Annotated in this window: 19 protein-coding genes; 5 read left to right on the top strand and 14 right to left on the bottom strand. The window is 48.6% G+C overall.

Going from position 1 to position 19,355, the window contains the following annotated elements; translation table 11 throughout:
• The first annotated feature begins 147 nt into the window (after positions 1–147).
• Together C8D85_RS07410 and C8D85_RS07400 are read left to right on the top strand one after the other, a co-directional pair.
• Complete coding sequence (locus C8D85_RS07410) at positions 148–981, top strand: helix-turn-helix domain-containing protein (protein WP_133561209.1); 834 nt, start codon at positions 148–150, stop codon at positions 979–981.
• Positions 982–1,113: 132 nt separating this feature from the next.
• Positions 1,114–1,995, top strand: a complete 882-nt coding sequence (locus C8D85_RS07400) for a DMT family transporter (RefSeq protein ID WP_211342155.1) — start codon at positions 1,114–1,116, stop codon at positions 1,993–1,995.
• Positions 1,996–2,061: 66 nt separating this feature from the next.
• Here the strand turns inward: C8D85_RS07400 and ppnP are convergent, their stop codons facing one another.
• From ppnP to C8D85_RS07385, 3 genes are read right to left on the bottom strand one after another with little or no spacing between them, the layout of a single operon-like run.
• A complete protein-coding gene (gene ppnP / locus C8D85_RS07395) occupies positions 2,062–2,373 on the bottom strand; it encodes a pyrimidine/purine nucleoside phosphorylase (protein WP_133561207.1) in 312 nt (103 codons plus the stop codon).
• Entirely contained in the window at positions 2,374–3,198 is an 825-nt protein-coding gene (proC, locus tag C8D85_RS07390; RefSeq protein WP_133561205.1) for a pyrroline-5-carboxylate reductase, read from the bottom strand.
• 9 nt (positions 3,199–3,207) lie between these two features.
• Complete coding sequence (locus tag C8D85_RS07385; protein ID WP_133561203.1) at positions 3,208–4,248, bottom strand: zinc-dependent alcohol dehydrogenase family protein; 1,041 nt, start codon at positions 4,246–4,248, stop codon at positions 3,208–3,210.
• Between the two features lie 152 nt (positions 4,249–4,400).
• Here C8D85_RS07385 and C8D85_RS07380 point away from each other — a divergent pair, with 152 nt between their 5' ends.
• A complete protein-coding gene (locus C8D85_RS07380) occupies positions 4,401–4,862 on the top strand; it encodes an Lrp/AsnC family transcriptional regulator (protein ID WP_133561201.1) in 462 nt (153 codons plus the stop codon).
• A gap of 15 nt (positions 4,863–4,877) precedes the next feature.
• On the opposite strand, the gene C8D85_RS07375 is transcribed toward C8D85_RS07380, so the two are convergent.
• The 6 genes from C8D85_RS07375 to hutC form a co-directional block, all read right to left on the bottom strand.
• Positions 4,878–5,339: a GNAT family N-acetyltransferase gene (locus C8D85_RS07375; RefSeq protein WP_133561199.1), complete on the bottom strand. Its 462-nt coding sequence runs from the start codon at positions 5,337–5,339 to the stop codon at positions 4,878–4,880.
• A 24-nt stretch (positions 5,340–5,363) separates the two neighbouring features.
• Positions 5,364–6,173 (bottom strand): N-formylglutamate deformylase, encoded by an 810-nt coding sequence (gene hutG / locus C8D85_RS07370; protein ID WP_133561197.1) that lies wholly within the window; start codon positions 6,171–6,173, stop codon positions 5,364–5,366.
• On the bottom strand, positions 6,170–7,399 hold the full coding sequence (gene hutI, locus C8D85_RS07365; RefSeq protein ID WP_133561195.1) for an imidazolonepropionase: 1,230 nt from the start codon (positions 7,397–7,399) through the stop codon (positions 6,170–6,172). Before hutI ends, hutG begins: the two co-directional genes overlap by 4 nt.
• Before the next feature lie 24 nt (positions 7,400–7,423).
• On the bottom strand, positions 7,424–8,962 hold the full coding sequence (gene hutH / locus C8D85_RS07360) for a histidine ammonia-lyase (RefSeq protein WP_133561193.1): 1,539 nt from the start codon (positions 8,960–8,962) through the stop codon (positions 7,424–7,426).
• A gap of 18 nt (positions 8,963–8,980) precedes the next feature.
• Positions 8,981–10,660 (bottom strand): urocanate hydratase, encoded by a 1,680-nt coding sequence (hutU, locus tag C8D85_RS07355; protein ID WP_133561191.1) that lies wholly within the window; start codon positions 10,658–10,660, stop codon positions 8,981–8,983.
• Between the two features lie 113 nt (positions 10,661–10,773).
• Complete coding sequence (gene hutC / locus C8D85_RS07350; protein ID WP_133561189.1) at positions 10,774–11,529, bottom strand: histidine utilization transcriptional repressor HutC; 756 nt, start codon at positions 11,527–11,529, stop codon at positions 10,774–10,776.
• 113 nt (positions 11,530–11,642) lie between these two features.
• Between hutC and C8D85_RS07345 the strand changes: the two genes are divergently transcribed.
• Positions 11,643–13,004 carry a formimidoylglutamate deiminase gene (locus C8D85_RS07345; RefSeq protein ID WP_133561187.1) on the top strand — a complete coding sequence of 454 codons (1,362 nt, stop codon included), beginning with the start codon at positions 11,643–11,645 and terminating at the stop codon, positions 13,002–13,004.
• 2 nt (positions 13,005–13,006) lie between these two features.
• On the opposite strand, the gene C8D85_RS07340 is transcribed toward C8D85_RS07345, so the two are convergent.
• The 4 genes from C8D85_RS07340 to C8D85_RS07325 form a co-directional block, all read right to left on the bottom strand.
• Positions 13,007–13,642, bottom strand: a complete 636-nt coding sequence (locus tag C8D85_RS07340; RefSeq protein WP_133561185.1) for a methyltransferase family protein — start codon at positions 13,640–13,642, stop codon at positions 13,007–13,009.
• A gap of 127 nt (positions 13,643–13,769) precedes the next feature.
• Complete coding sequence (gene puuE / locus C8D85_RS07335; RefSeq protein WP_133561183.1) at positions 13,770–14,699, bottom strand: allantoinase PuuE; 930 nt, start codon at positions 14,697–14,699, stop codon at positions 13,770–13,772.
• 16 nt (positions 14,700–14,715) lie between these two features.
• Complete coding sequence (locus C8D85_RS07330) at positions 14,716–15,447, bottom strand: aspartate/glutamate racemase family protein (protein ID WP_133561181.1); 732 nt, start codon at positions 15,445–15,447, stop codon at positions 14,716–14,718.
• A 4-nt stretch (positions 15,448–15,451) separates the two neighbouring features.
• On the bottom strand, positions 15,452–16,117 hold the full coding sequence (locus C8D85_RS07325; RefSeq protein ID WP_133561179.1) for a GntR family transcriptional regulator: 666 nt from the start codon (positions 16,115–16,117) through the stop codon (positions 15,452–15,454).
• A 280-nt stretch (positions 16,118–16,397) separates the two neighbouring features.
• On the opposite strand from C8D85_RS07325, the gene C8D85_RS07320 reads away from it, so the two are divergent.
• Positions 16,398–17,837 (top strand): NCS1 family nucleobase:cation symporter-1, encoded by a 1,440-nt coding sequence (locus C8D85_RS07320; RefSeq protein ID WP_133561177.1) that lies wholly within the window; start codon positions 16,398–16,400, stop codon positions 17,835–17,837.
• A gap of 80 nt (positions 17,838–17,917) precedes the next feature.
• Here the strand turns inward: C8D85_RS07320 and C8D85_RS07315 are convergent, their stop codons facing one another.
• Positions 17,918–19,114 carry a putative manganese transporter gene (locus C8D85_RS07315; protein WP_244936957.1) on the bottom strand — a complete coding sequence of 399 codons (1,197 nt, stop codon included), beginning with the start codon at positions 19,112–19,114 and terminating at the stop codon, positions 17,918–17,920.
• Positions 19,115–19,355 lie beyond the last annotated feature (241 nt).

Genomic DNA, 19,355 nt, shown 5'->3' with positions numbered 1-19,355 from the left:
GCTTCGGATCGGATTCATTTCATCCTAGGGTGTAAAAAATGGCGGGTATTGAATTTTTGCGACACGATTAAATGTCTTTAAATTGAGAGAAAATATGGCATCTTGCTTGCAACGTGACGCTATCGTCTATTTTTGCAAGGTGTGGGTATGGCTCATCAAAATACGATTGATCGTCTCGGTAAAATTCGTTCGAAGCAGCCTTGGCTGGTATTAAGTGCGGCAGAAAAGTTTTCGGTGGCCAGTTCTACGAACCCAGCCATATCGCATTTTTACAGTTTTGAAATGTCTCGCTCCAAGCAAGAAACCATTGCCATACCTGATGGTTGTGTCGACATCATCTTTGACTGCGATGCGAGTCGTCCCACAGCAGAAGTGTTTGGTACGCCCATGGAGGCCATTGATATTCATTTGGTCGAAGATCATCGTTACTTCGGCGTGCGATTTGCGTCAGGCATAATTCCAGATTGTTTAAGGGTGTCAGCGCAGGAGTTAATAGAGCACCACTTTAGCTTACAAGACGTTATTCCCCATGCAGATCAACTGTTTGAGACGGTTGTCAGTCAGTCGAACTTTTCCGATCAAGTAGCGTCATTTCAGCAGTTTTTTGAAGGCAAAAGTGCTCGGCAATTGGCCCCATTAACACAGGCTGTGGTGCAACGAATTTTTGCTTTACAGGGCAATGTTAGGATCGATGAATTAGCCGAATTAACTGGCTACACCACGCGTACCATTCAACGTCAATTTCGAGCAGATATGGGCATGACCCCCAAGCAATTTGGACGAATTGTGCGTTGCCAATCGGCGGTTTATCAGATCAATCACAGTGATCAGGTGGTGTTTTCTGATATGGCGTTTGATCTAGGTTTTAGTGACCAACCGCACTTCTTAAGAGAGTTTAAAAAGCTCGTTCATGCTACGCCAATGACTTATCAAAACCGTGTAAAGCAGCAAACTTACCTCGAACGTATACAGCATTTTTGATCAAGACTAGGGCGCGTTGTACTCACCTCGCACATTCCTTGTGCGGTTTTTTCTCGCTTCTCGGGCATCTGTTGAACAAATAACATGATATAACCATGGTTCTTTTTGAATAATTCGGACGATTTTCCGCTTATGACCACGGTTTGGCTGACGGTTTTGGCTCTTGTTGCGTTCGCTGCGAACTCTGTTTTTTCCCGACTGGCGTTGGCGGAGCAGTGGATTGATGCAGCGGGGTTTACCATTGTACGGCTTATAACAGGCGCATTGGTTTTACTGCTGTTGCTGTACTTTAATCGCTTATCTTCTAAACGTGCGCTAAAGGCAACGAGTCCAATGGGCTCTGAAGCAGCGCCTTCTAAACGAGGTAGCTGGCTAGCAGCCTTGATGTTGTTTGCCTACGCGGTGGCCTTTTCTTACGCCTATTTGCAACTGGAAACCGGCAGTGGCGCCTTGGTGTTATTCGGTATGGTGCAGCTCACCATGGTGGTTGCCACCTTTCTAGAGGGGCATCGATTGCGAGGGCTTGAGGTCATAGGCATATTGATCGCTTTTGCTGGGCTGGTGTATTTAGTCCTACCACAAGTATCAACGCCTTCGATTATGGGAGTAGTGCTTATGGCGTTAGCAGGGATGGCGTGGGCCGGTTATACCTTATTAGGCAGAGGTTCTAACGCACCTTTGGCAGACACCAGCTTCAACTTTTTACGCACGGTACCCATGGCAGTCTTACTTGGGGTGATAACGCTGGATCAATGGTTCGCCACACCACAAGGCCTGCTCTTGGCTGCGCTATCTGGCGGTCTGGCTTCTGGTGTCGGCTATAGTATTTGGTATCGCGTACTGAGACACTTAAGTGCAACCCAAGCCGGTGTGTTGCAGTTATTGGTGCCAGTAATCGCCGCGATCGGAGGAGTTCTCTTTGTCGCAGAGCCACTCACTATGCGACTGATCATCTCAGCCGCACTGATTCTTGGTGGGATTTATTTGGTGATAAATGGCAGAAGTAAAACGTAGCGTCCCTAAGAGCGCTACGCTTTTATTTTCAGTGCCTACTTGCTCTGAACTTGGTTGAAAGTGCTATTAAAGATAGGCGCAGCAGTAGTCTACAACGCTGTTTGCAATCACCTGAAAACTAGCGTTTTCTGGTACGTAAAAGACGTCACCACTGGAGTATGACTGCCAAGTTGTTTCGTTTGGCAGCAGAACTAAAAGATCTCCGTTCAGGATTTCCATGCGTTCTTTGGCACTAGTGCTGAACTCAAATTCTCCTGGGTTCATAATACCAAGAGTTACTTTGCTACCATCACTAAGCTCCAAGCTTCTACTTGTGACTTGTCCGTCAAAGTATTGATTCGCTTTTTTGATTACTGTGACATTGTCATATTGAGACATTTATTTTGCTCCACTTAATTCAATTGAGCGGTCATAGGCCGCTTTGACCGCCTGTCGTGTAGCGCCGTCTACATTAGCGCGTTTAAGCACATTTAAGGCGGCTTCGGTTGTCCCACCTTTCGATGCAATTTGTTGGCAAAGTTCTTCAGGGCTATATTCGGAAGCCTGTGCAAGTTGCCCCGCACCAATTGCAGTTTGCGTGACCAGCGTTTTGATTTGTTGATTAGACAACCCAAGGCTACGACCTTGTTCCTGCATTGCCTGCATCATCAATAAGAAATACGCTGGGCCACTTCCTGAAAGCGCGGTGACAGCGTTAATCTGGTTTTCATCTTCTAGTTCAATCAGTGCTCCGCAGGCTTGAGCAACCCACTTCGCGATCTCTTTTTGCTGGTCGTCTGTATGCTCGTTGGCATAGAGGCCAGTCATGCCTGCATTAACCAGCGCAGGCATATTTGGCATAAGACGCACAATCGCAGTGTCTTGCCCCAGTCCACTTGCCAGCGTCTGCACACTTGTACCCGCGGCGATAGAAATAAAGACCTTTCCTGCTGAGGCATCTGTTTGAGCCAAAGGCTCGATAACAGAAAGCATGACTTGTGGTTTCACTGCCAAGACTACGGCATCTGCAAAGGAGACAGCGACTTCGGCTGAGTCCGTCACAGGGACATTAAAGGAACTCTTCAGCCATTCAGCACGCTTAGCGTTGGGTTCGCAGATAACGATGCTTTGCTCTGTATGACCTTGTTTGAGCAGGCCTTGGACGATCGCTGCGGCCATATTTCCACCGCCAATAAAGGCGATCTTACTTTGCTTAATCGACACTTCTGGCTCCTAAAACTCGGTAACAATGGTAACGCCTGTCGCGCTGGCAGTATCCATCGTGGTAAGTGCTTCAATGGATTGTTCTAGGCTGATCGTGCGGCCTAAAAGCTTCTGTGGCGCCAATTTGCCTGAAAGCATCATGCTTAACATGGCGTCGTAGCGGTAGGCTTGCATGCCGTGGCTACCGATGATTTCAAGTTCGTCAGCAATCACTTTCGCCATGGGCATCGGCGGAGCAGCATGGTCTGCGAGCAGTAGCCCGACTTGAATGTGTTTGCCCAACTTACGCAGGCTTCTTACAGAGTTGAAAGCGGTAATAGAATGGCCTAATGCGTCTAATGAAACGTGAGCGCCACCTTTAGTGATTTCGACCACCGCTTCAGCGACATCGGCTACTTGATTTGCGTTGATGGTCGCTACTGCACCTAGGGATTTCGCCAATTCCAGCTTGCCTTGGTCAATATCAATCGCGATGACATTAGCACCCAGTGATTGCGCAATCATGACGGCAGATAAACCGACACCACCACAACCGTGGACCGCCACCCATTGTCCAGCAGAGACTTTACCTTGATCGACCACAGCACGGAATGAGGTAGCGAAACGACAGCCTAGGCTCGCTGCTGTGGTGAACTCTAGGTCTTCAGGCATAGCAACAAGGTTCACATCTGCTTGATCCACTGTGGTGTATTCAGCAAAGGAACCCCAGTGGGTGAAGCCTGGTTGTGTTTGGTTGCCACAGACTTGATGATTGCCAGAGTTACATTCTGGACAGCCGCCACAAGCGTTGATAAAGGGAACGGTGACACGATCACCGACTTTAAAACGCGTCACGTCTTTACCGACTTCTGCGATGACGCCCGCGAATTCGTGGCCCGGAACATGAGGTAATACCACGTCCGTATCGTGCCCTTGCCAGCAATGCCAATCGCTGCGGCAAACACCGGTTGCTTCCACTTTGATCACAACACCATGGGACGCAGGCGTCGGATCTGCAACGGTCTGAATGGTCGGTAAAGATGAAAATTGTTCGATCACTACGGCTTTCATGGCACACCTCTTAATCTGTTGGCTAGGTATCAATCTACAGACTTCAGTGTACGAAAGTGGTGAGGAATTACCTTGCTATTTACCTCAGAAATGCCATCCTTTTTAAAAGAGTCTTTCTTATTTAACCTTATATTTGTAAGAGTGTTTCAATAATGGCATTAGATAGAACCGATATTCAGCTTTTGGCCCTATTACAGAAAAATGGTCGCCTCTCCAATGCAAAATTGGCCGAAGCGTTGTCTTTAAGCGAGACGCCTTGCTGGCGACGTTTAAAAAAGCTCGAAGAAGAGAAGGTGATCAGCAGTTATCAGGCGAATATTGATCGCCGTAAGGTCGGGTTTGGTGTGATGGCGTTTGTCCAAATCTCATGTACCAGCCACGATGAAGAAAGTACTTTGTTGTTTGAACGCATCATTGAAGAGTCAGAAAACGTACAGGCTTGTCATAACACCACAGGGGAAGCGGATTTTATGCTACAAGTCGTTGCGAAGGATTTAGACGACTACAGTGCTTTTGTCGAAAATACCTTGCGCAAGCTACCTGGTGTGTCTGCCATTCGCTCCAATATCTCTTTAAGAGAAGTGAAGTCTTCGACGCGGCTGCCTTTGGAGTAGTCAGTTAGTCTCCAATTATTTTGTCAGGCACTTTGTCATGAAGCAGCTATGCGGATCTTCTTTGTAATTTGCGAAGGGGCCGCAATACTCGAAGCCAAACTTTTCATAGAGTCTGCGCGCAGGCAGGAAAAAGTCTTGTGTCCCTGTTTCTAGGCTTGCATATGAATAGCCACGTTCTGCTGCAACGTTCAAAGTATGTCTCAAGAGTTTTGTTGCAATGCCAGATTGGCGTACAGCGCTGGAGGTTCGCATTGATTTTAATTCAATATGGTTTGGCGTGAGTTGCTTGATTGCTAAGCATCCTTGCAACACGCCATTTATCCAGCCGCTGAAAAAGGTGATATCTGGTGATCTCAATGCTTCTACATCCAAGGCATGGACACACTCAGGAGGAGATACTGCATACATATCTGCAAGATGCTCTTCCAATAATTTGATCACTTCACCACAAGAAAGATCATCAATTTTAATATCCATTGCTACAACTCTTTTTAAATAGGGCTATAGCTTTGTAGCAAGAATCGCTCCAATGACCTTTTGTAGCTGGTTTTGTATATGAGGCAGTTTATTCTGGTCTAAAGCGTACTCATGATGGGCGGCTTTGTCAGTGTCGAGGTACGTGGCTTGGGAAAGCTCTAGTTGAATAGCGTGGATACCTTGCTCAGGCTGTCCGAAATGACGGGTAATGTAGCCCCCTTTAAAACGGCCATTGGTCACTTGGCTGTAGTGTGGCTCGATCACTTGATTCACCGCATGACGAATACGCTCATCACAAGACAAGCCTTCATTCGTTCCCCAGTTAAAGTCCGGTAAGGTGCCTTCAAACAGCATAGGCACCTGCGCCGCGATACTGTGGGCATCAAATAAAATGGCGTAGCCAAATTTGTCCTTTAGCCGAGCGAGTTCTTGGGTGATGGTGTCATGATAAGGGCGCCAAATATGGTCTTTGCAAAACTGGCGATGTTCTGCAGAAGGCTCATGGCCCGACTGGAACACGGGCTGATCGGCAAATAGGATGTCTGGGAACAGGCCAGTGGTTTTCGTTTGGTACAATGGTTTATCGTCATAAGGGCGGTTTAAGTCGATGACAAACCGAGAATAGTTGGCTTGGATAACGCCGACGCCCAAAGTCTCTAAAAATGGGTAGAGCTCGGGAATAAACCAATCCGTATCCGGCAAACATTGAGCGTCACCTGTCAGTCCTGCGTTGACGTCATCGGTGAGCTGCGTGCCAGAGTGAGGCATGCTGACCAGTAAAGGGGTCTCACCTTGTTGAAAGTGAAAGGCTGGTGTTTTCAGTGCTGCGCTCATGAACAAACTTCCCCTTGATAAACCCGTTGTAAGACAAATTGCCCCCCTAGCCAATAGCTCAATTCTCCAGGGGTTTGCACATCCCAATGGACAAAGTTGGCTTGTTTACCAACCGCTAACGTGCCGACCTGCTGTTCCATCCCTAATGCTTTAGCAGCATGAATGGTCGCCCCTGCTAAGGCTTCTTCTGGGGTCATACCAAACAAGGTGCAGGCCATGTTCATCATCAGACGCAAGGACAACACAGGGGCTGTACCAGGGTTGGCATCGGTCGCGATGGCCATGGGTACCTTGTGTTTACGGAACAAATCAATGGGCGGTTTTTGTGTTTCACGTAAAACATAGTAGGCGCCCGGCAAAATCACGGCGACGGTACCGGCATCCGCCATGGCTTTGACATCGTCCTCGGTCACGTACTCCAAATGATCTGCTGATAGAGCCTGATAACCGGCCGCCATGGAGGAACCACCTAGGGAAGAAAGTTGCTCCGCATGCAGTTTTACCGGTAAACCAAGCGCTTTCGCTGCCTCGAAGTAACGCTGAGTCTGCGCCACAGAGAAACCAATGCCTTCACAAAAAGCATCCACTGCATCGGCTAGCCCGAGTTGCGCCACCTGAGGCAGGATCTCTTGGCACACGTAATCGATGTAATCGTCTGGACGCCCGGCAAACTCTGGTGGCAAGGCATGGGCTGCTAGGCAGGTGGTTTTGATATCCACCGGATTATTGTCGAGCAGTGTTTTGGCCGCCTGCAGCATGGCTATTTCACTTTGAGCGTTCAAGCCATAACCGGACTTAATTTCCACGCTTGTCACGCCGTCCGCCATCAAGCTATTCAGACGTTTCTGTGCAGTGTCCACCAGTTCGTCAACACTGGCGGCACGGGTGGCATTAACAGAAGAGACAATGCCGCCTCCTGCTTTGGCGATCTCTTGGTAAGTCGCACCATTGAGTCGCATTTCAAACTCATTGGCGCGATTACCACCAAAAACCAAATGGGTATGACAGTCCACCAAGCCCGGTGTGATTACCCCACCTTCCAGTTGATAGGTGTGTTGGGCTTGATGCGCGGGCAAGTCTTGCTTTGCGCCCAGCCAAGCGATGCGGCCTTGTTTAACCGCCAACGCACCGTCTTCAATAACGTTGTATTGGCCGTTTTCTAGGGTCGCAATCTGAGCGCCAATCCATACACTGTCCCAATCCATCATGGTGTCTGCCTTACTCATTTTGTTTGGTCTGTCCTTCTCTCTTTATGCGCTCAAGCTTGGTAACAAGCCAGCTGGCATCAAGCCATTGTGCGCCGCTTCTTTTAACAAGGACGTGGCTTTCTCAATGTCTGCAGCGAAGTAACGATCTTTGTCATAGAACGGTACATGGGAACGCAGTTCCGCTTTCGCTTGTTCAAGGATCGTGGTCGATTTCAATGGCGCACGGAAATCCAGACCTTGAGCGGCTGCCAAGATTTCGACAGCTAAAATGCCGCGAGTATTTTCTGACATATCACGTAGACGGCGTGCTGCAAAGGTGGCCATCGAAACGTGGTCTTCTTGGTTGGCTGAGGTAGGCAAGCTGTCTACTGAAGCAGGGTGAGCAAAGGTTTTGTTCTCACTGGCAAGCGCTGCAGCGGTGACTTGCGCAATCATAAAGCCAGAGTTGACGCCGCCATTATCCACTAGGAACGGCGGTAATTTACTTAGGCCGCTGTCGATCAGAAGTGCCATACGGCGCTCCGAAAGACTGCCGATTTCAGCAATGGCGAGGGCCAAGTTATCGGCTGCCATAGCAACGGGCTCAGCGTGGAAGTTACCCCCTGAAATGATGTCGCCATCTTCGGCAAACACCAATGGGTTGTCTGATACCGAGTTCGCTTCCACACGCAGTGTGTTCGCCGCATTACGGATTTGCTCTAAGCAAGCGCCCATGACTTGTGGCTGGCAACGCAGAGAGTATGGGTCTTGTACCTTTTCACAGCCCACATGGGAGCTGCCGATATCACTGGTATCGCCAAGAAGGTGACGGTATGCCGCCGCCACATCGATTTGCGTTTGATGACCGCGAACCAGATGGATACGCTCGTCAAATGGACGACGGCTACCCAAAGCCGCTTCGACTGAAAACGCACCACAGGTAATGGCGCTGGCAAACAGATCTTCCGCTTCGAATAGGCCTTCCAGAGCGAACGCCGTCGAAGCTTGAGTACCATTAAGTAGGGCTAAACCTTCTTTTGGCGCAAGGGTAATCGGTTCTAATCCCGCTACCGCAAGAGCTGCTTGGCCAGATAGGATTTCGCCTTTGTAGCGCGCTTTGCCTTCCCCAAGTAATACCGCGCTCATATGCGCTAAAGGAGCCAAGTCACCTGACGCGCCCACCGAACCTTTTTTCGGAATGCATGGGTAAACTTCTTTATTAATCAGTGTGATCAAGGCTTCGATCACAGAAAGGCGAATGCCAGAGAAACCACGCGCCAAGCTATTCACTTTAAGGGCCATCACCATTTTTACGGTGGCATCATCCATCAAATCGCCAGTACCCGCCGCATGGGATAACACGATACTGCGTTGTAGCTCTTCGAGATCATCAGGGGCAATACGCGTATTTGCCAATAGACCAAAGCCCGTGTTGATGCCGTAGACGGTGCGATCTTCACGGATCACATCATCGACGACTTTTGTGCTGGCTTCGATCGCAGGAATCGCAGCAGGGTCTAGGCTTAATTTCACCTTACGACGACTGATTTGGCGCAAGTCCGCTAGGGTAAGTTGGCCGGGATTAATAGTGAATTCAAACATGTTATTTCGTCGCTCTTATTATTTTGCTGGAGTAGTAATCATTGGCAGGTGCAAACCCTGCTCTTTAGCGCAATCAACGGCAATATCGTAACCGGCATCCGCATGACGCATCACCCCAGTTGCTGGGTCATTATGCAAGACACGAGCAATACGCTCAGCGGCTTCATCGGTACCGTCACAGACAATCACCACACCTGAGTGTTGTGAGAAGCCCATGCCGACACCGCCACCATGGTGCAGTGATACCCATGTTGCGCCAGAGGCTGTGTTAAGCAGCGCATTAAGTAATGGCCAGTCGGACACTGCATCCGAACCATCTTGCATGCCTTCCGTTTCACGATTAGGGCTGGCAACCGAACCTGAGTCTAGGTGATCTCGCCCAATCACAACTGGCGCTGACAGTTCACCTGAACGCACCATTTCATTGAAGGCTAGGCCAAGTTTGGCGCGTTGACCAAGACCTACCCAACAAATACGTGCAGGCAAGCCTTGGAACTGAATACGTTCGCGAGCCATATCTAGCCAATGATGAAGGTGCTCATCGTCTGGAATCAACTCTTTAACTTTGGCATCGGTTTTGTAAATGTCTTCTGGGTTGCCGGATAGGGCTGCCCAGCGGAATGGGCCAATACCGCGACAGAATAGCGGACGAATGTAAGCAGGAACGAAACCTGGGAAATCGAACGCATTGTCGACGCCTTCTTCTAAAGCCATCTGGCGAATGTTATTGCCGTAGTCAAACGTCGGTACGCCCATTTTTTGGAAGGCAAGCATGGCTTCAACGTGTACCGCCATGGTTTGTTTCGCGGCTTTCGTTGTGCCTGCTGGGTCTTTCTGTGCTGCGTCTTTGTATTCTTCCCAGCTCATGCCTTGAGGCAAGTAACCATTCAATGGATCGTGGGCAGAGGTTTGGTCTGTCACCATGTCTGGGCGAACGCCACGTTTTACCAACTCTGGCAAAATGTCTGCTGCGTTACCACACAGCGCGATAGAGATGGCTTTACCTTCTTCGGTGTAACGTTTGATGCGGGCTAGGGCATCGTCTAGATCGGTCGCTTGCTCATCCACGTAGCGTGTACGCAGACGGAAATCGATACGGCTTTGCTGACATTCAATGTTTAAAGAACAAGCGCCAGCTAAGGTTGCTGCTAAAGGTTGCGCGCCACCCATGCCACCAAGTCCAGCGGTCAAGATCCAGCGTCCTGTTAAGTTACCATCGTAATGTTGGCGACCCGCTTCTACGAAGGTTTCATACGTACCCTGTACGATGCCTTGGCTGCCGATGTAGATCCAGGATCCCGCCGTCATTTGGCCGTACATAGCCAAGCCTTTGGCGTCTAGCTCGTTGAAGTGCTCCCAAGTCGCCCAGTGTGGCACTAGGTTGGAGTTGGCGATCAATACGCGCGGCGCATTTTCATGGGTCTTGAATACACCAGCAGGCTTGCCAGATTGCACCAGTAGCGTTTCGTCGGTTTCTAGGTTTTTCAGTGTTTCAACAATCTTGTCGTAACATTCCCAGTTACGCGCGGCGCGGCCGATACCACCGTACACTACTAGTTCTTCTGGGTTTTCGGCCACATCTGGATCTAGGTTGTTCATTAGCATGCGCAGCGGCGCTTCAGTCAGCCAGCTTTTTGCATTAAGAGTGGTGCCGTGTGGCGCGCGAATTTCACCTTGGCGGTAGCGATTGTTCGACATGATGTGTTCCTTTTAATGAATCTGTGTTCTATGTGTAAACATGTATATACAACTCAATTTAAACATAAAAGGAATTTCTGCTTTGCGCAAGGATTTTTTACAGCGGAAGTCCCTTAGCTGGAAAAATGCCCGAATAATTGGAAGCGATTACCTGGGTGAAGTAGGCGTGCAGCAGTGACGATTTGATCCCCTGACCAGGTGCGGCGCTTGATCTGTAGACAAGGCTCGTGGTCATTAATGTCCAGCAGTTCACATTCTCGAGCGTTAGGTAACACTGCTTCGACTAAGTGTTCCCCTTCGGTCATTGGTGCGGCTTTCATCAAGTAGACGTACGGCGTTTCTTGAGTGAAATCTTGCTCACCATATTCTGGTGCAAGGGTTGCGTTGACGACACGCTCTTCCAATTGAATCGGTTGATTGTCCTCGAAGTGCAGGATCACTGAACGGAAAATCTCTTGGTTGGTGCGCATTCCTAAGTTGATGGCTTCTTCGACAGAGGCTTTGCTTTTGGTGAGTTGCAATTGTTTGGCGTGGTACTGACCGCCTCGTGAGGCCACTTCTTCGGCGATGTTGTGCACTTCAAACAGGGCAGAGTGAGCCTTTTTTTGTGCCACAAATGTACCGAGTCCTTGCTGTCGAGTGAGTAGCCCCTCTGCCGTCAGCTCACGTAAGGCACGGTTTACGGTCATTCTACTGACGTTCAGCGCTTTAACGATCTCTGCCTCTGATGGCACACGTTGGTTCGCTTGCCATTCCCCAGAAGTCACTTTTTGAGTGATGGCTTGTTTGAGTCTGGCATAAATCGGCGCAGGCGTGTCTGGCAGATCGGCAAAGAAATTCACTAGCAAAGGATGGATCGAGTTGGCCACGTATCGTCCTACATCGCGATTAAAAACAAACCAAAAGTATACCTTTGTTGCTTGTATTTAAAAACATTAAGTTGTATATACAATCAATAAATATTTAGTTTAGGTGATTTGCTATGACGCGCTACTTTACAAAACGGGCTTATTTAGAACACGGTTGGGCCGACAATGTTCGCTTTACGGTGGAAAATGGACACTTTGCCCAAGTAGACGTCAATGTTTCTCCGACTCCAGCAGACACTGTGCTGGACGGCCCAGTTCTACCGACGGTTGCCAATCTGCACTCCCATGCTTTTCAGCGCTTAATGGCGGGGATGGCGGAAATCGCCGCCAATCCTGAAGACAGTTTCTGGAGCTGGCGCGATGTCATGTACAAGACTGCGACCCAGCTAACCCCAGAAAAGCTCGAAGTTATTGCCAGCAAGCTATACATCGAGTTGCTTAAAGGAGGCTTTAGCCAAGTTGGGGAGTTCCATTACTTGCATAACCAAGCCGACGGGCAAGCGTATTCCACTGCAACGGCCTTGGGCGATGCGGTACTCAATGCGGGTTCACGAGTAGGAATGGGGGTCACACTGTTACCGGCCTTGTATCAATACGCGGGGTTTGGCCAACAACCTGCCAATACAGGACAGCAACGCTTTATTCAGTCCACCGAACAGTACATCGAGCAATATAAGGGCTACGAAAAGCGAGTGGCCGGATCGACGTTGCACAAATTAGGTGTGTGTTTTCACTCCCTTCGGGCTACTGACTTTAAGGCTATGAAGGACGTGCTCAAGGCAGTGGATACCGGACAGCCGATTCATATTCACATTGCAGAGCAAAACAAAGAAGTGCAAGACTGCTTGGCGTTCTCTGGTCAGCGTCCAGTAGAATGGTTGGCCCAAGAAATGGGCCTATCGCCGCGCTGGACCTTAATACATGCAACGCATCTTTCGGACAGTGAAGTGCAAAGCATTGCGCAATCAGGTGCGACCGTTGGCATTTGTACAACCACGGAAGCTAACTTGGGCGATGGGATCTTTCCCGCCACCGTCTATGAACAAGCTGGTGGTCATTGGGGCGTTGGTTCTGATAGTCATGTCAGCACTTCCTTGCAAGAAGAGCTTCGCTGGTTTGAATATGGTCAGCGCTTAGCCCAGCAAAAGCGCAATCGCTTATACAGTGAGCAGCAGCCTCATATTGCGGATCACTTATTTGCCAAAGCATTACAGGGTGGCAATCAAGCCTGTAATGTACAGTTGGGTATTCGCGTTGGTCATCGCGCCGACTTTATGGTGTGGGACAAAACTGAGCCTTTTGTTCATTCCAGCCAGTCGAAAGACTTGCTCAATCGTTGGTTGTTTGCCTTAAGTAATAACCCGATCAAAGACGTTTATGTTGCAGGCCAAGCAGTGATCACTGATCGACAGCATGAGCTTGATACAAACGTCAATCAGGCATTTTCGAAGATCGTAGACAAGTATTTTGGATAACCTTACAGCCACCTAGGTACGGCATTTTGATACTGTCGATAGGTATCTGGAAACTGCTGTGCTAGGTGGCGCTCTTCTTCAATTGTTTGGCGCAAAATGGTGATCACACCGACCGCAAGACACAGCAGTGAAAAGAGGGACGGTAAGGCAAAGAAGAATCCCACTTGGGAGGCAAGAACACCAAGGTAAATAGGATTGCGGCTGATGCCATACATCCCATTGGTGACCAGTTGTGTCGGGCCTTTTTGATTAATCCCAGATGTCCAGCAGCGGCCTAGTATAAAATGCGTAGCGATGGCCCATGCGAACCCAGTGGTTAACAGTGCAGTACCAGCAAGGATTACCCAATCTGCTGAGAGAGCAGGCAAGAGGCCAAGGTATTGATCGACACTGGGATAAAAGTAACGGATGACGCAGGTAAGCCAGATCCACACCCGAAAGACATCAAAGATCTTGTGATGCCACCAATTGGCGGAAAACACTGAACCATGAAACACCCGCTCGGTATGTGTGACACGCTTTAAATACAAAATCCGCGTGGTATAAAACAGTGCCACAAAGGTATAAAAGCAAGCTAGATAAGCGCGGTTGAATGTGATCACATCACTGGTGAATTCAATGGATAAGGCTGTAGACATGTCGAAAACGAACTCCGTTTGGATAGGATGCCCGCAGAGCGATCACAGACAAGGTAAGCCATTGTTTCACAGAATGTGCTGAACCTAAACCTTTATGAGTTGAAGTGTGGTTTAGGTTCAGCCGCCGTTATTTTGCTGGATGATGGGTCATCCAGTGTTCAGCGATATCACAGCGGCGTGTTATCCACACATCATCATGTGATTGCACGTAATCAAGGAATTTCTTTAATGCCATAAAGCGTGCAGGTTTCCCTAAGGTGCGACAGTGCATACCAATTGACATCATCTTCGGTGCTGTTTCACCTTCGGCGTAGAGACAATCGAAGTTGTCTTTGAGGTACTGGAAGAATTCATCACCATGGCTAAAGCCGTACGGTGAAGCAAAGCGCATATCGTTACAGTCCAGTGTGTAAGGGATGATCAGATGCGGTTTGGTTTTGCTTTCATCTTCGTGGTGAGGCACTTCAACCCAGTAAGGAAGATCGTCACCATAATTGTCAGAGTCGTATTTGAGCTGTGGCTGCTCTGCCACCAGCTTACGCGTGTTTGGCGAGTCACGTCCTGTGTACCAGCCCATTGGCATGACGCCAGTAACGTCTTTGATGATTTGTAGTGCTTGTTGCATGTGCTGGCGTTCTTCTTCAATGGACATTTCTTGGTAGTGGATCCATTTCAGACCGTGGCACACCAACTCGTGGCCGCCTTCGACGAAGGCTTTTGCGACGTCTGGATTACGTTGCAGCGCCGTTGCGATGGCGAAGATTGATAAGGGTAAGCCACGCTTTTCAAACTCATTCAATATGCGCCACACACCATTACGAGAGCCGTATTCGTACAAAGACTCCATGCTCATATGACGGTCTTTAAACGGCTGTGCCCCAAAGATTTCCGAGAGAAAGGTTTCGGCGTGCTCATCTCCGTGTAACACACAGTTCTCGCCACCTTCTTCGAAGTTCAGTACAAATTGCAGTGCGATACGGGCTTTATTCGGCCATTCTACCTTGGGTAAGTTGTTGCGACCGTATCCGGCGTAATCTCGTTCTAAATAATGTTTCATGCTGTACTACCTTATGCTAGCGATTCCAATGCTCATAGCGGCCGATAAAAGGTTTGTTGACGGGCGCGCCATATTGACCAGTTTTAGCGGTCTTAAGTCCTAACTGGTGCAAACTTTCTGCCAGTTTTACCGCCGCGGCAACGCCATCCACAATTGGTACCGGCAGTTCTGCTCTAAGGCGATCCACTAGGGCGGACATCCCTGCGCAGCCCAGAACAATGGCTTCTGCACCATCTTCATTGATAGCCGCCAGACATTCATCGCGTAACTGACGGTAGGCGCTTGGTTCAATATGCTCTAACGCCAGTACTGGTATATCCGTTGCTCGCACACCACTGCACAGGTGTTGGTAGCCATATTTGTGTAGTAGGTGCTCACTAGCAGGGACTGTTCGAGACAATGTCGTCACCACGCCAAACTTATGGCCGACCATGCTGGCGAATTTGAAAGCAGCTTCAGCAATACCGATCACAGGGGCATCAGCCAGTTCTCGGGCGGCATCCAGTGCCGGATCACCGAAGCAGGCGATAATGTGCGCATCGACGCCCATTGCTTTGCCTTTTTGAACTTGATCCAACATTGCCGCACCGGCGATGACTTCATCAAATGCGCATTCGATGCTTTTAGGGCCATGCTCTGGAGTGCTGGCAATGATGTCACTGTCTGGCAATGCGATCAGGCGCGCACTAGCCGCCATGGCGTCGGTCATACCCGCGCTGGTGTTTGGATTAATAATTTGGATACGCATGGGGTCACTCTGCAAACAGACGATGGAAGTCGATGTTTTGTTCTTCTTGGCTTTCCAGAACTAACGAGGCTTTGATGTCTTGCAGGTGATGAGTCATCCACTGGCGAGCTTTCTTCGTTTCCTGTTGATCCAGTAAGTCCAGAAGTTGGGCATGGTCACCGCAATCACAACTCACGCTACTACGGGTTCCATACGCGGCAATGACCAACGAGGAGCGATAGCACAATTGCTCTACAAAGGCGGCCAGCACACTATTGCCAGCGATCTTGGCTAACTCGTAGTGAAAGCGAGCTGTGGCTTGGATTTGGGTGGCCATATCCCCTTGGTGCTCAGCTTGGTGCTCGTCCTCCACTAGATCACGAAAGTACTCTGAGTGCTCTTTGCTCCAGTGTTGCTGTAATGAGGAGATCAGTTGAGGCTCGATTAAGATACGACTGTCGAGCACTTCGAGGGCTTCTTCTTCGCTTGGGTGATTGACTTGCGCGCCTTTGTTGCGAGCAATGACAACGAAATGTTCTAGCGCGAGGCGTTGCAGCACCTTACGTATTCCCGTGCGGCTGACACCAAACGCTTCGGATAAACGGTCTTCTGGCAGGCGAGCACCAGGGGGTAATTGATGTTCGACGATGGCTTTTAATATCTTCTGGTAAATCTTTTCGTCATTCGACATATACGCTAACACCTATATAAATTGTATACGATGTATCGGATAAATTTGTATACATTGATTTCAATATAGCACGTCAATAATGTTTCAGCATCTTTAATTAGTGGTCATTAAATTGTGCACAACCATGAGGCTTTTAATGCTTTTTGTGTTGCCTTTTGGGGCATGATTTGAATATTTTATCGCTTAAATTGAAGAAAAGATGCGTGGTTTTGGGTTCTGATGAGTTGGCATATAAATTGTATTCAATGATTGTATACAATCAAACAAAAGGAACCTGCGGATGAAATCACAACTACCGGTGAGCCCACGGCTCAGTAATGAGGACTTAAAGCCTGATACCCAGCAAAAGTGGGGGTGGTACAGTATTTTTGCGTTTTGGATGTCGGATGTGCATAGCGTTGGGGGGTATGTATTTGCTGCCAGTCTATTTGCCTTAGGGTTAAATGGCATTCAAGTGTTTATCAGCTTATTAGTCGGTATCTCGATTGTTTTGGTGTTTGCTAACTTGATGGGCAAACCTGGACAAAAAGCAGGTGCCCCCTTTCCTGTGATCGCTCGTATGTCATTTGGTGTCTTTGGTGCTAACATCCCTGCGGTGATTCGTGGTTTGATCGCAGTCGTTTGGTACGGTATTCAAACCTTCCTAGCGTCCAGCTCTTTCATTATTTTGCTGTTGTACTTCTTCCCAGGTATGGCGACGCTGGCAGACGGCAGTTTCCTTGGTCTTTCTTACCTTGGCTGGATTGGTTTCACTGCTATGTGGATCCTACAAGGCATTGTTTTCATGTTCGGTATGGACATGATTCGTAAAGTGATCGATTGGTCTGGTCCTGCTATTTACGTGGCGATGTTTGCCTTATGTGTGTACATGGTGAATCTAGCTGGTTGGGAAAACATTAGCTTTACTCTAGGCGATGCCAGCCTTTCTGGTATGGATGCCATCATGCAGATGATCATTGCGATTGCGCTGGTATCGGGCTACTTTGCAGGGCCAACGCTGAACTTTAGTGACTTCTCGCGCTACTGTGGCAGTTACAAGCAATTGAAGTTCGGCAACCTGCTTGGCCTGCCATTTAACTTTATCTTGTTCTCAGTGTTCAGTGTGGTGATTGTATCTGCATCGATTCCGGTGTTTGGTGAAATGATCACGGACCCAGTAGAAACGGTACGTCGCCTCGACTCAGGTATGATTACCGTATTGGGTGCGATGACGTTTATCTTTGCAACCGTGGGTATCAACATCGTAGCGAACTTTGTAGCGCCGGCGTTCGACTTCTCCAACGTATCGCCACAGAAGATCAGCTTCAAAGCGGGCGGTTTTATCGCAGCATTCGGTTCGGTGCTGCTAATGCCTTGGAACCTATTCAACAATCCAGAAGTGATTCATTACACCGTAGATGTGCTAGCAGCCATGATCGGCCCGCTATACGGCATTATCATTGTGGACTACTTCTTTATTAAGAAAGGCAAAATCGATATCGATTCCCTGTATACAGAATCTGAGCAGGGCATTTACTGGTACGACAACGGTATCAATAAGAAAAGTGTCTACGCTCTTGTCATTGCAGGCATCGTTGCGATCTTCTGCAGCTTCGTGTTTACCGCATTGGCGAACTACGCTTTGTTTATTGGCGGTTTCACCGCGGCGTTTTTATACCGCTATCTAATGGAGCCTGAGCGCGTTGCCTTGCACGGCTTAGACCTTGCCAAGCAAAGCTGATTGCTTCAACAAAGGTCAGTTGTCCCTATGACTGACCTTGCCTCGTTTGCCTGCTGCGTTCTTCGAATCAGCAGGCTTTTTTACATTTCAACCAGCCAATAAAAACCATAGCCTGCGATTAGTGCGGGGATAAATGAGTAAAGGGTCGCTAAAAAGGCGGCTTTCGGTGCTAAGGCGATGGCTGGAAAGAGTGCATCGCCGTCGTTGCTGACAGCGTTAGCGATGAGAGCCGACAAAGGGATGGTATTTTGAATATAGAAACTGGTCACAAGGATCTGAGGGCCGCATCCCGGTAGCAAACCAATAAGTGCTGCGACTAGAATGGAACCACTTTGCCACGTGTGCAGAAACTCAAATATCGTTTCACCACCAGCGAGCATGATCAACTCAAAAGCGATAAATGCGAGCACCACCCAGCTGGTCACAAATTGAGTGTCCTGAGCAACTTTCCTGAGCCAATGTTTAGGAAGCTCATTGTCGTTCTCTCTAGTCAATTCTGAGTAGCGGTCGCTTTTGGCAGACAGTGCCCAAAGTAACAAACAGCTAAAACCTGCCATGGCGCCAAGTGTCTCGATACTATGTTCTGGCAATCCAATAAGACCATTGACGTCATACTGCATGGCGACCAGTAATGCCACCGCTGTCATAGGAACAATCAAGACGCACCAGAAGACAATGCTTAGTTTCGCGATCAAAATGTCTATCGCGTGCAACGAGGGCTTTGACGTTGCGGTAGTGTCCCCATCCTGCTCATTAGTTGAGGGCATGGCTAATATCGGTGAAGGCAGGAAGCGGTTGGTGAATAATCCAGATAGCACCCCAACAGCCATACATAGAGGCAAAACGATCAGAGCATCTTGGGGGCGCTGACTAACCAATAAGAACGCCGCGTCTCCCATGGTACTGGTGAGTACAGCAACCACCGCACCGAAGCGAATTTGGCCTTTGGTGTATTGCGTGATGATAACAATGGCGCCTCCACAACCAGGTAATACCCCCATAAGACTAGCGAACAATACTTCTCGGTAAGGCTTATTATTAATCCATTTCTGCAGTCCTAGAGTATTTAGATGGTGGCTAATACCGTAGTAGATGGCTAACGTGGCCGCGACGAATGCTGAGACTTGTATAAACGCTTCGGATAGAACGCTGCTAATAGTGGATTGCAGCCCTGGAACCAGCCAGAGACAGCCGACTAGCAGAGGTACGATGGCTCGCTTATTAGACATAACGAGCAGTAACGAATGTGGGTTAGTGAGCTTAATAGTGGCCATCATGATTGAAGTGCTTTATTTTGTATATGGTAATGATAATAATTATCAATATTATGCGTATAGTCAAAGCTTTTCGTGGCTTCCATCAACTTTTTCTAGTTCACATATAGCTAGAGATGATTATCGATCGCACAAAAAAGCCTTTAAAGTAGTACAATGTTGACGTTGTTGGCACACCCCTATTAAAAAGATAAGCCTTATTCATCCATAGAGCATCTTCGACTTACTAAGCAGTGGTATTGAA

It is taken from the genome of Marinomonas communis, assembly GCF_004363305.1.
In the GTDB taxonomy this organism is placed as follows: Bacteria; Pseudomonadota; Gammaproteobacteria; order Pseudomonadales; family Marinomonadaceae; genus Marinomonas; species Marinomonas communis.
This window is presented reverse-complemented; position numbering and strand designations above follow the sequence as displayed.

Coding starts and splice junctions, on each gene's coding strand:
- C8D85_RS07330 (WP_133561181.1), bottom strand. CDS start 15,447: ATGCGTATCCAAATTATTAATCCAAACACCAGCGCGGGTATGACCGAC.
- C8D85_RS07320 (WP_133561177.1), top strand. CDS start 16,398: ATGAAATCACAACTACCGGTGAGCCCACGGCTCAGTAATGAGGACTTA.
- C8D85_RS07375 (WP_133561199.1), bottom strand. CDS start 5,339: ATGGATATTAAAATTGATGATCTTTCTTGTGGTGAAGTGATCAAATTA.
- C8D85_RS07345 (WP_133561187.1), top strand. CDS start 11,643: ATGACGCGCTACTTTACAAAACGGGCTTATTTAGAACACGGTTGGGCC.
- hutU (WP_133561191.1), bottom strand. CDS start 10,660: ATGTCGAACAATCGCTACCGCCAAGGTGAAATTCGCGCGCCACACGGC.
- puuE (WP_133561183.1), bottom strand. CDS start 14,699: ATGAAACATTATTTAGAACGAGATTACGCCGGATACGGTCGCAACAAC.
- C8D85_RS07385 (WP_133561203.1), bottom strand. CDS start 4,248: ATGAAAGCCGTAGTGATCGAACAATTTTCATCTTTACCGACCATTCAG.
- hutH (WP_133561193.1), bottom strand. CDS start 8,962: ATGTTTGAATTCACTATTAATCCCGGCCAACTTACCCTAGCGGACTTG.
- C8D85_RS07325 (WP_133561179.1), bottom strand. CDS start 16,117: ATGTCGAATGACGAAAAGATTTACCAGAAGATATTAAAAGCCATCGTC.
- C8D85_RS07340 (WP_133561185.1), bottom strand. CDS start 13,642: ATGTCTACAGCCTTATCCATTGAATTCACCAGTGATGTGATCACATTC.
- C8D85_RS07400 (WP_211342155.1), top strand. CDS start 1,114: ATGACCACGGTTTGGCTGACGGTTTTGGCTCTTGTTGCGTTCGCTGCG.
- C8D85_RS07410 (WP_133561209.1), top strand. CDS start 148: ATGGCTCATCAAAATACGATTGATCGTCTCGGTAAAATTCGTTCGAAG.
- ppnP (WP_133561207.1), bottom strand. CDS start 2,373: ATGTCTCAATATGACAATGTCACAGTAATCAAAAAAGCGAATCAATAC.
- C8D85_RS07380 (WP_133561201.1), top strand. CDS start 4,401: ATGGCATTAGATAGAACCGATATTCAGCTTTTGGCCCTATTACAGAAA.
- C8D85_RS07315 (WP_244936957.1), bottom strand. CDS start 19,114: ATGATGGCCACTATTAAGCTCACTAACCCACATTCGTTACTGCTCGTT.
- hutG (WP_133561197.1), bottom strand. CDS start 6,173: ATGAGCGCAGCACTGAAAACACCAGCCTTTCACTTTCAACAAGGTGAG.
- hutI (WP_133561195.1), bottom strand. CDS start 7,399: ATGAGTAAGGCAGACACCATGATGGATTGGGACAGTGTATGGATTGGC.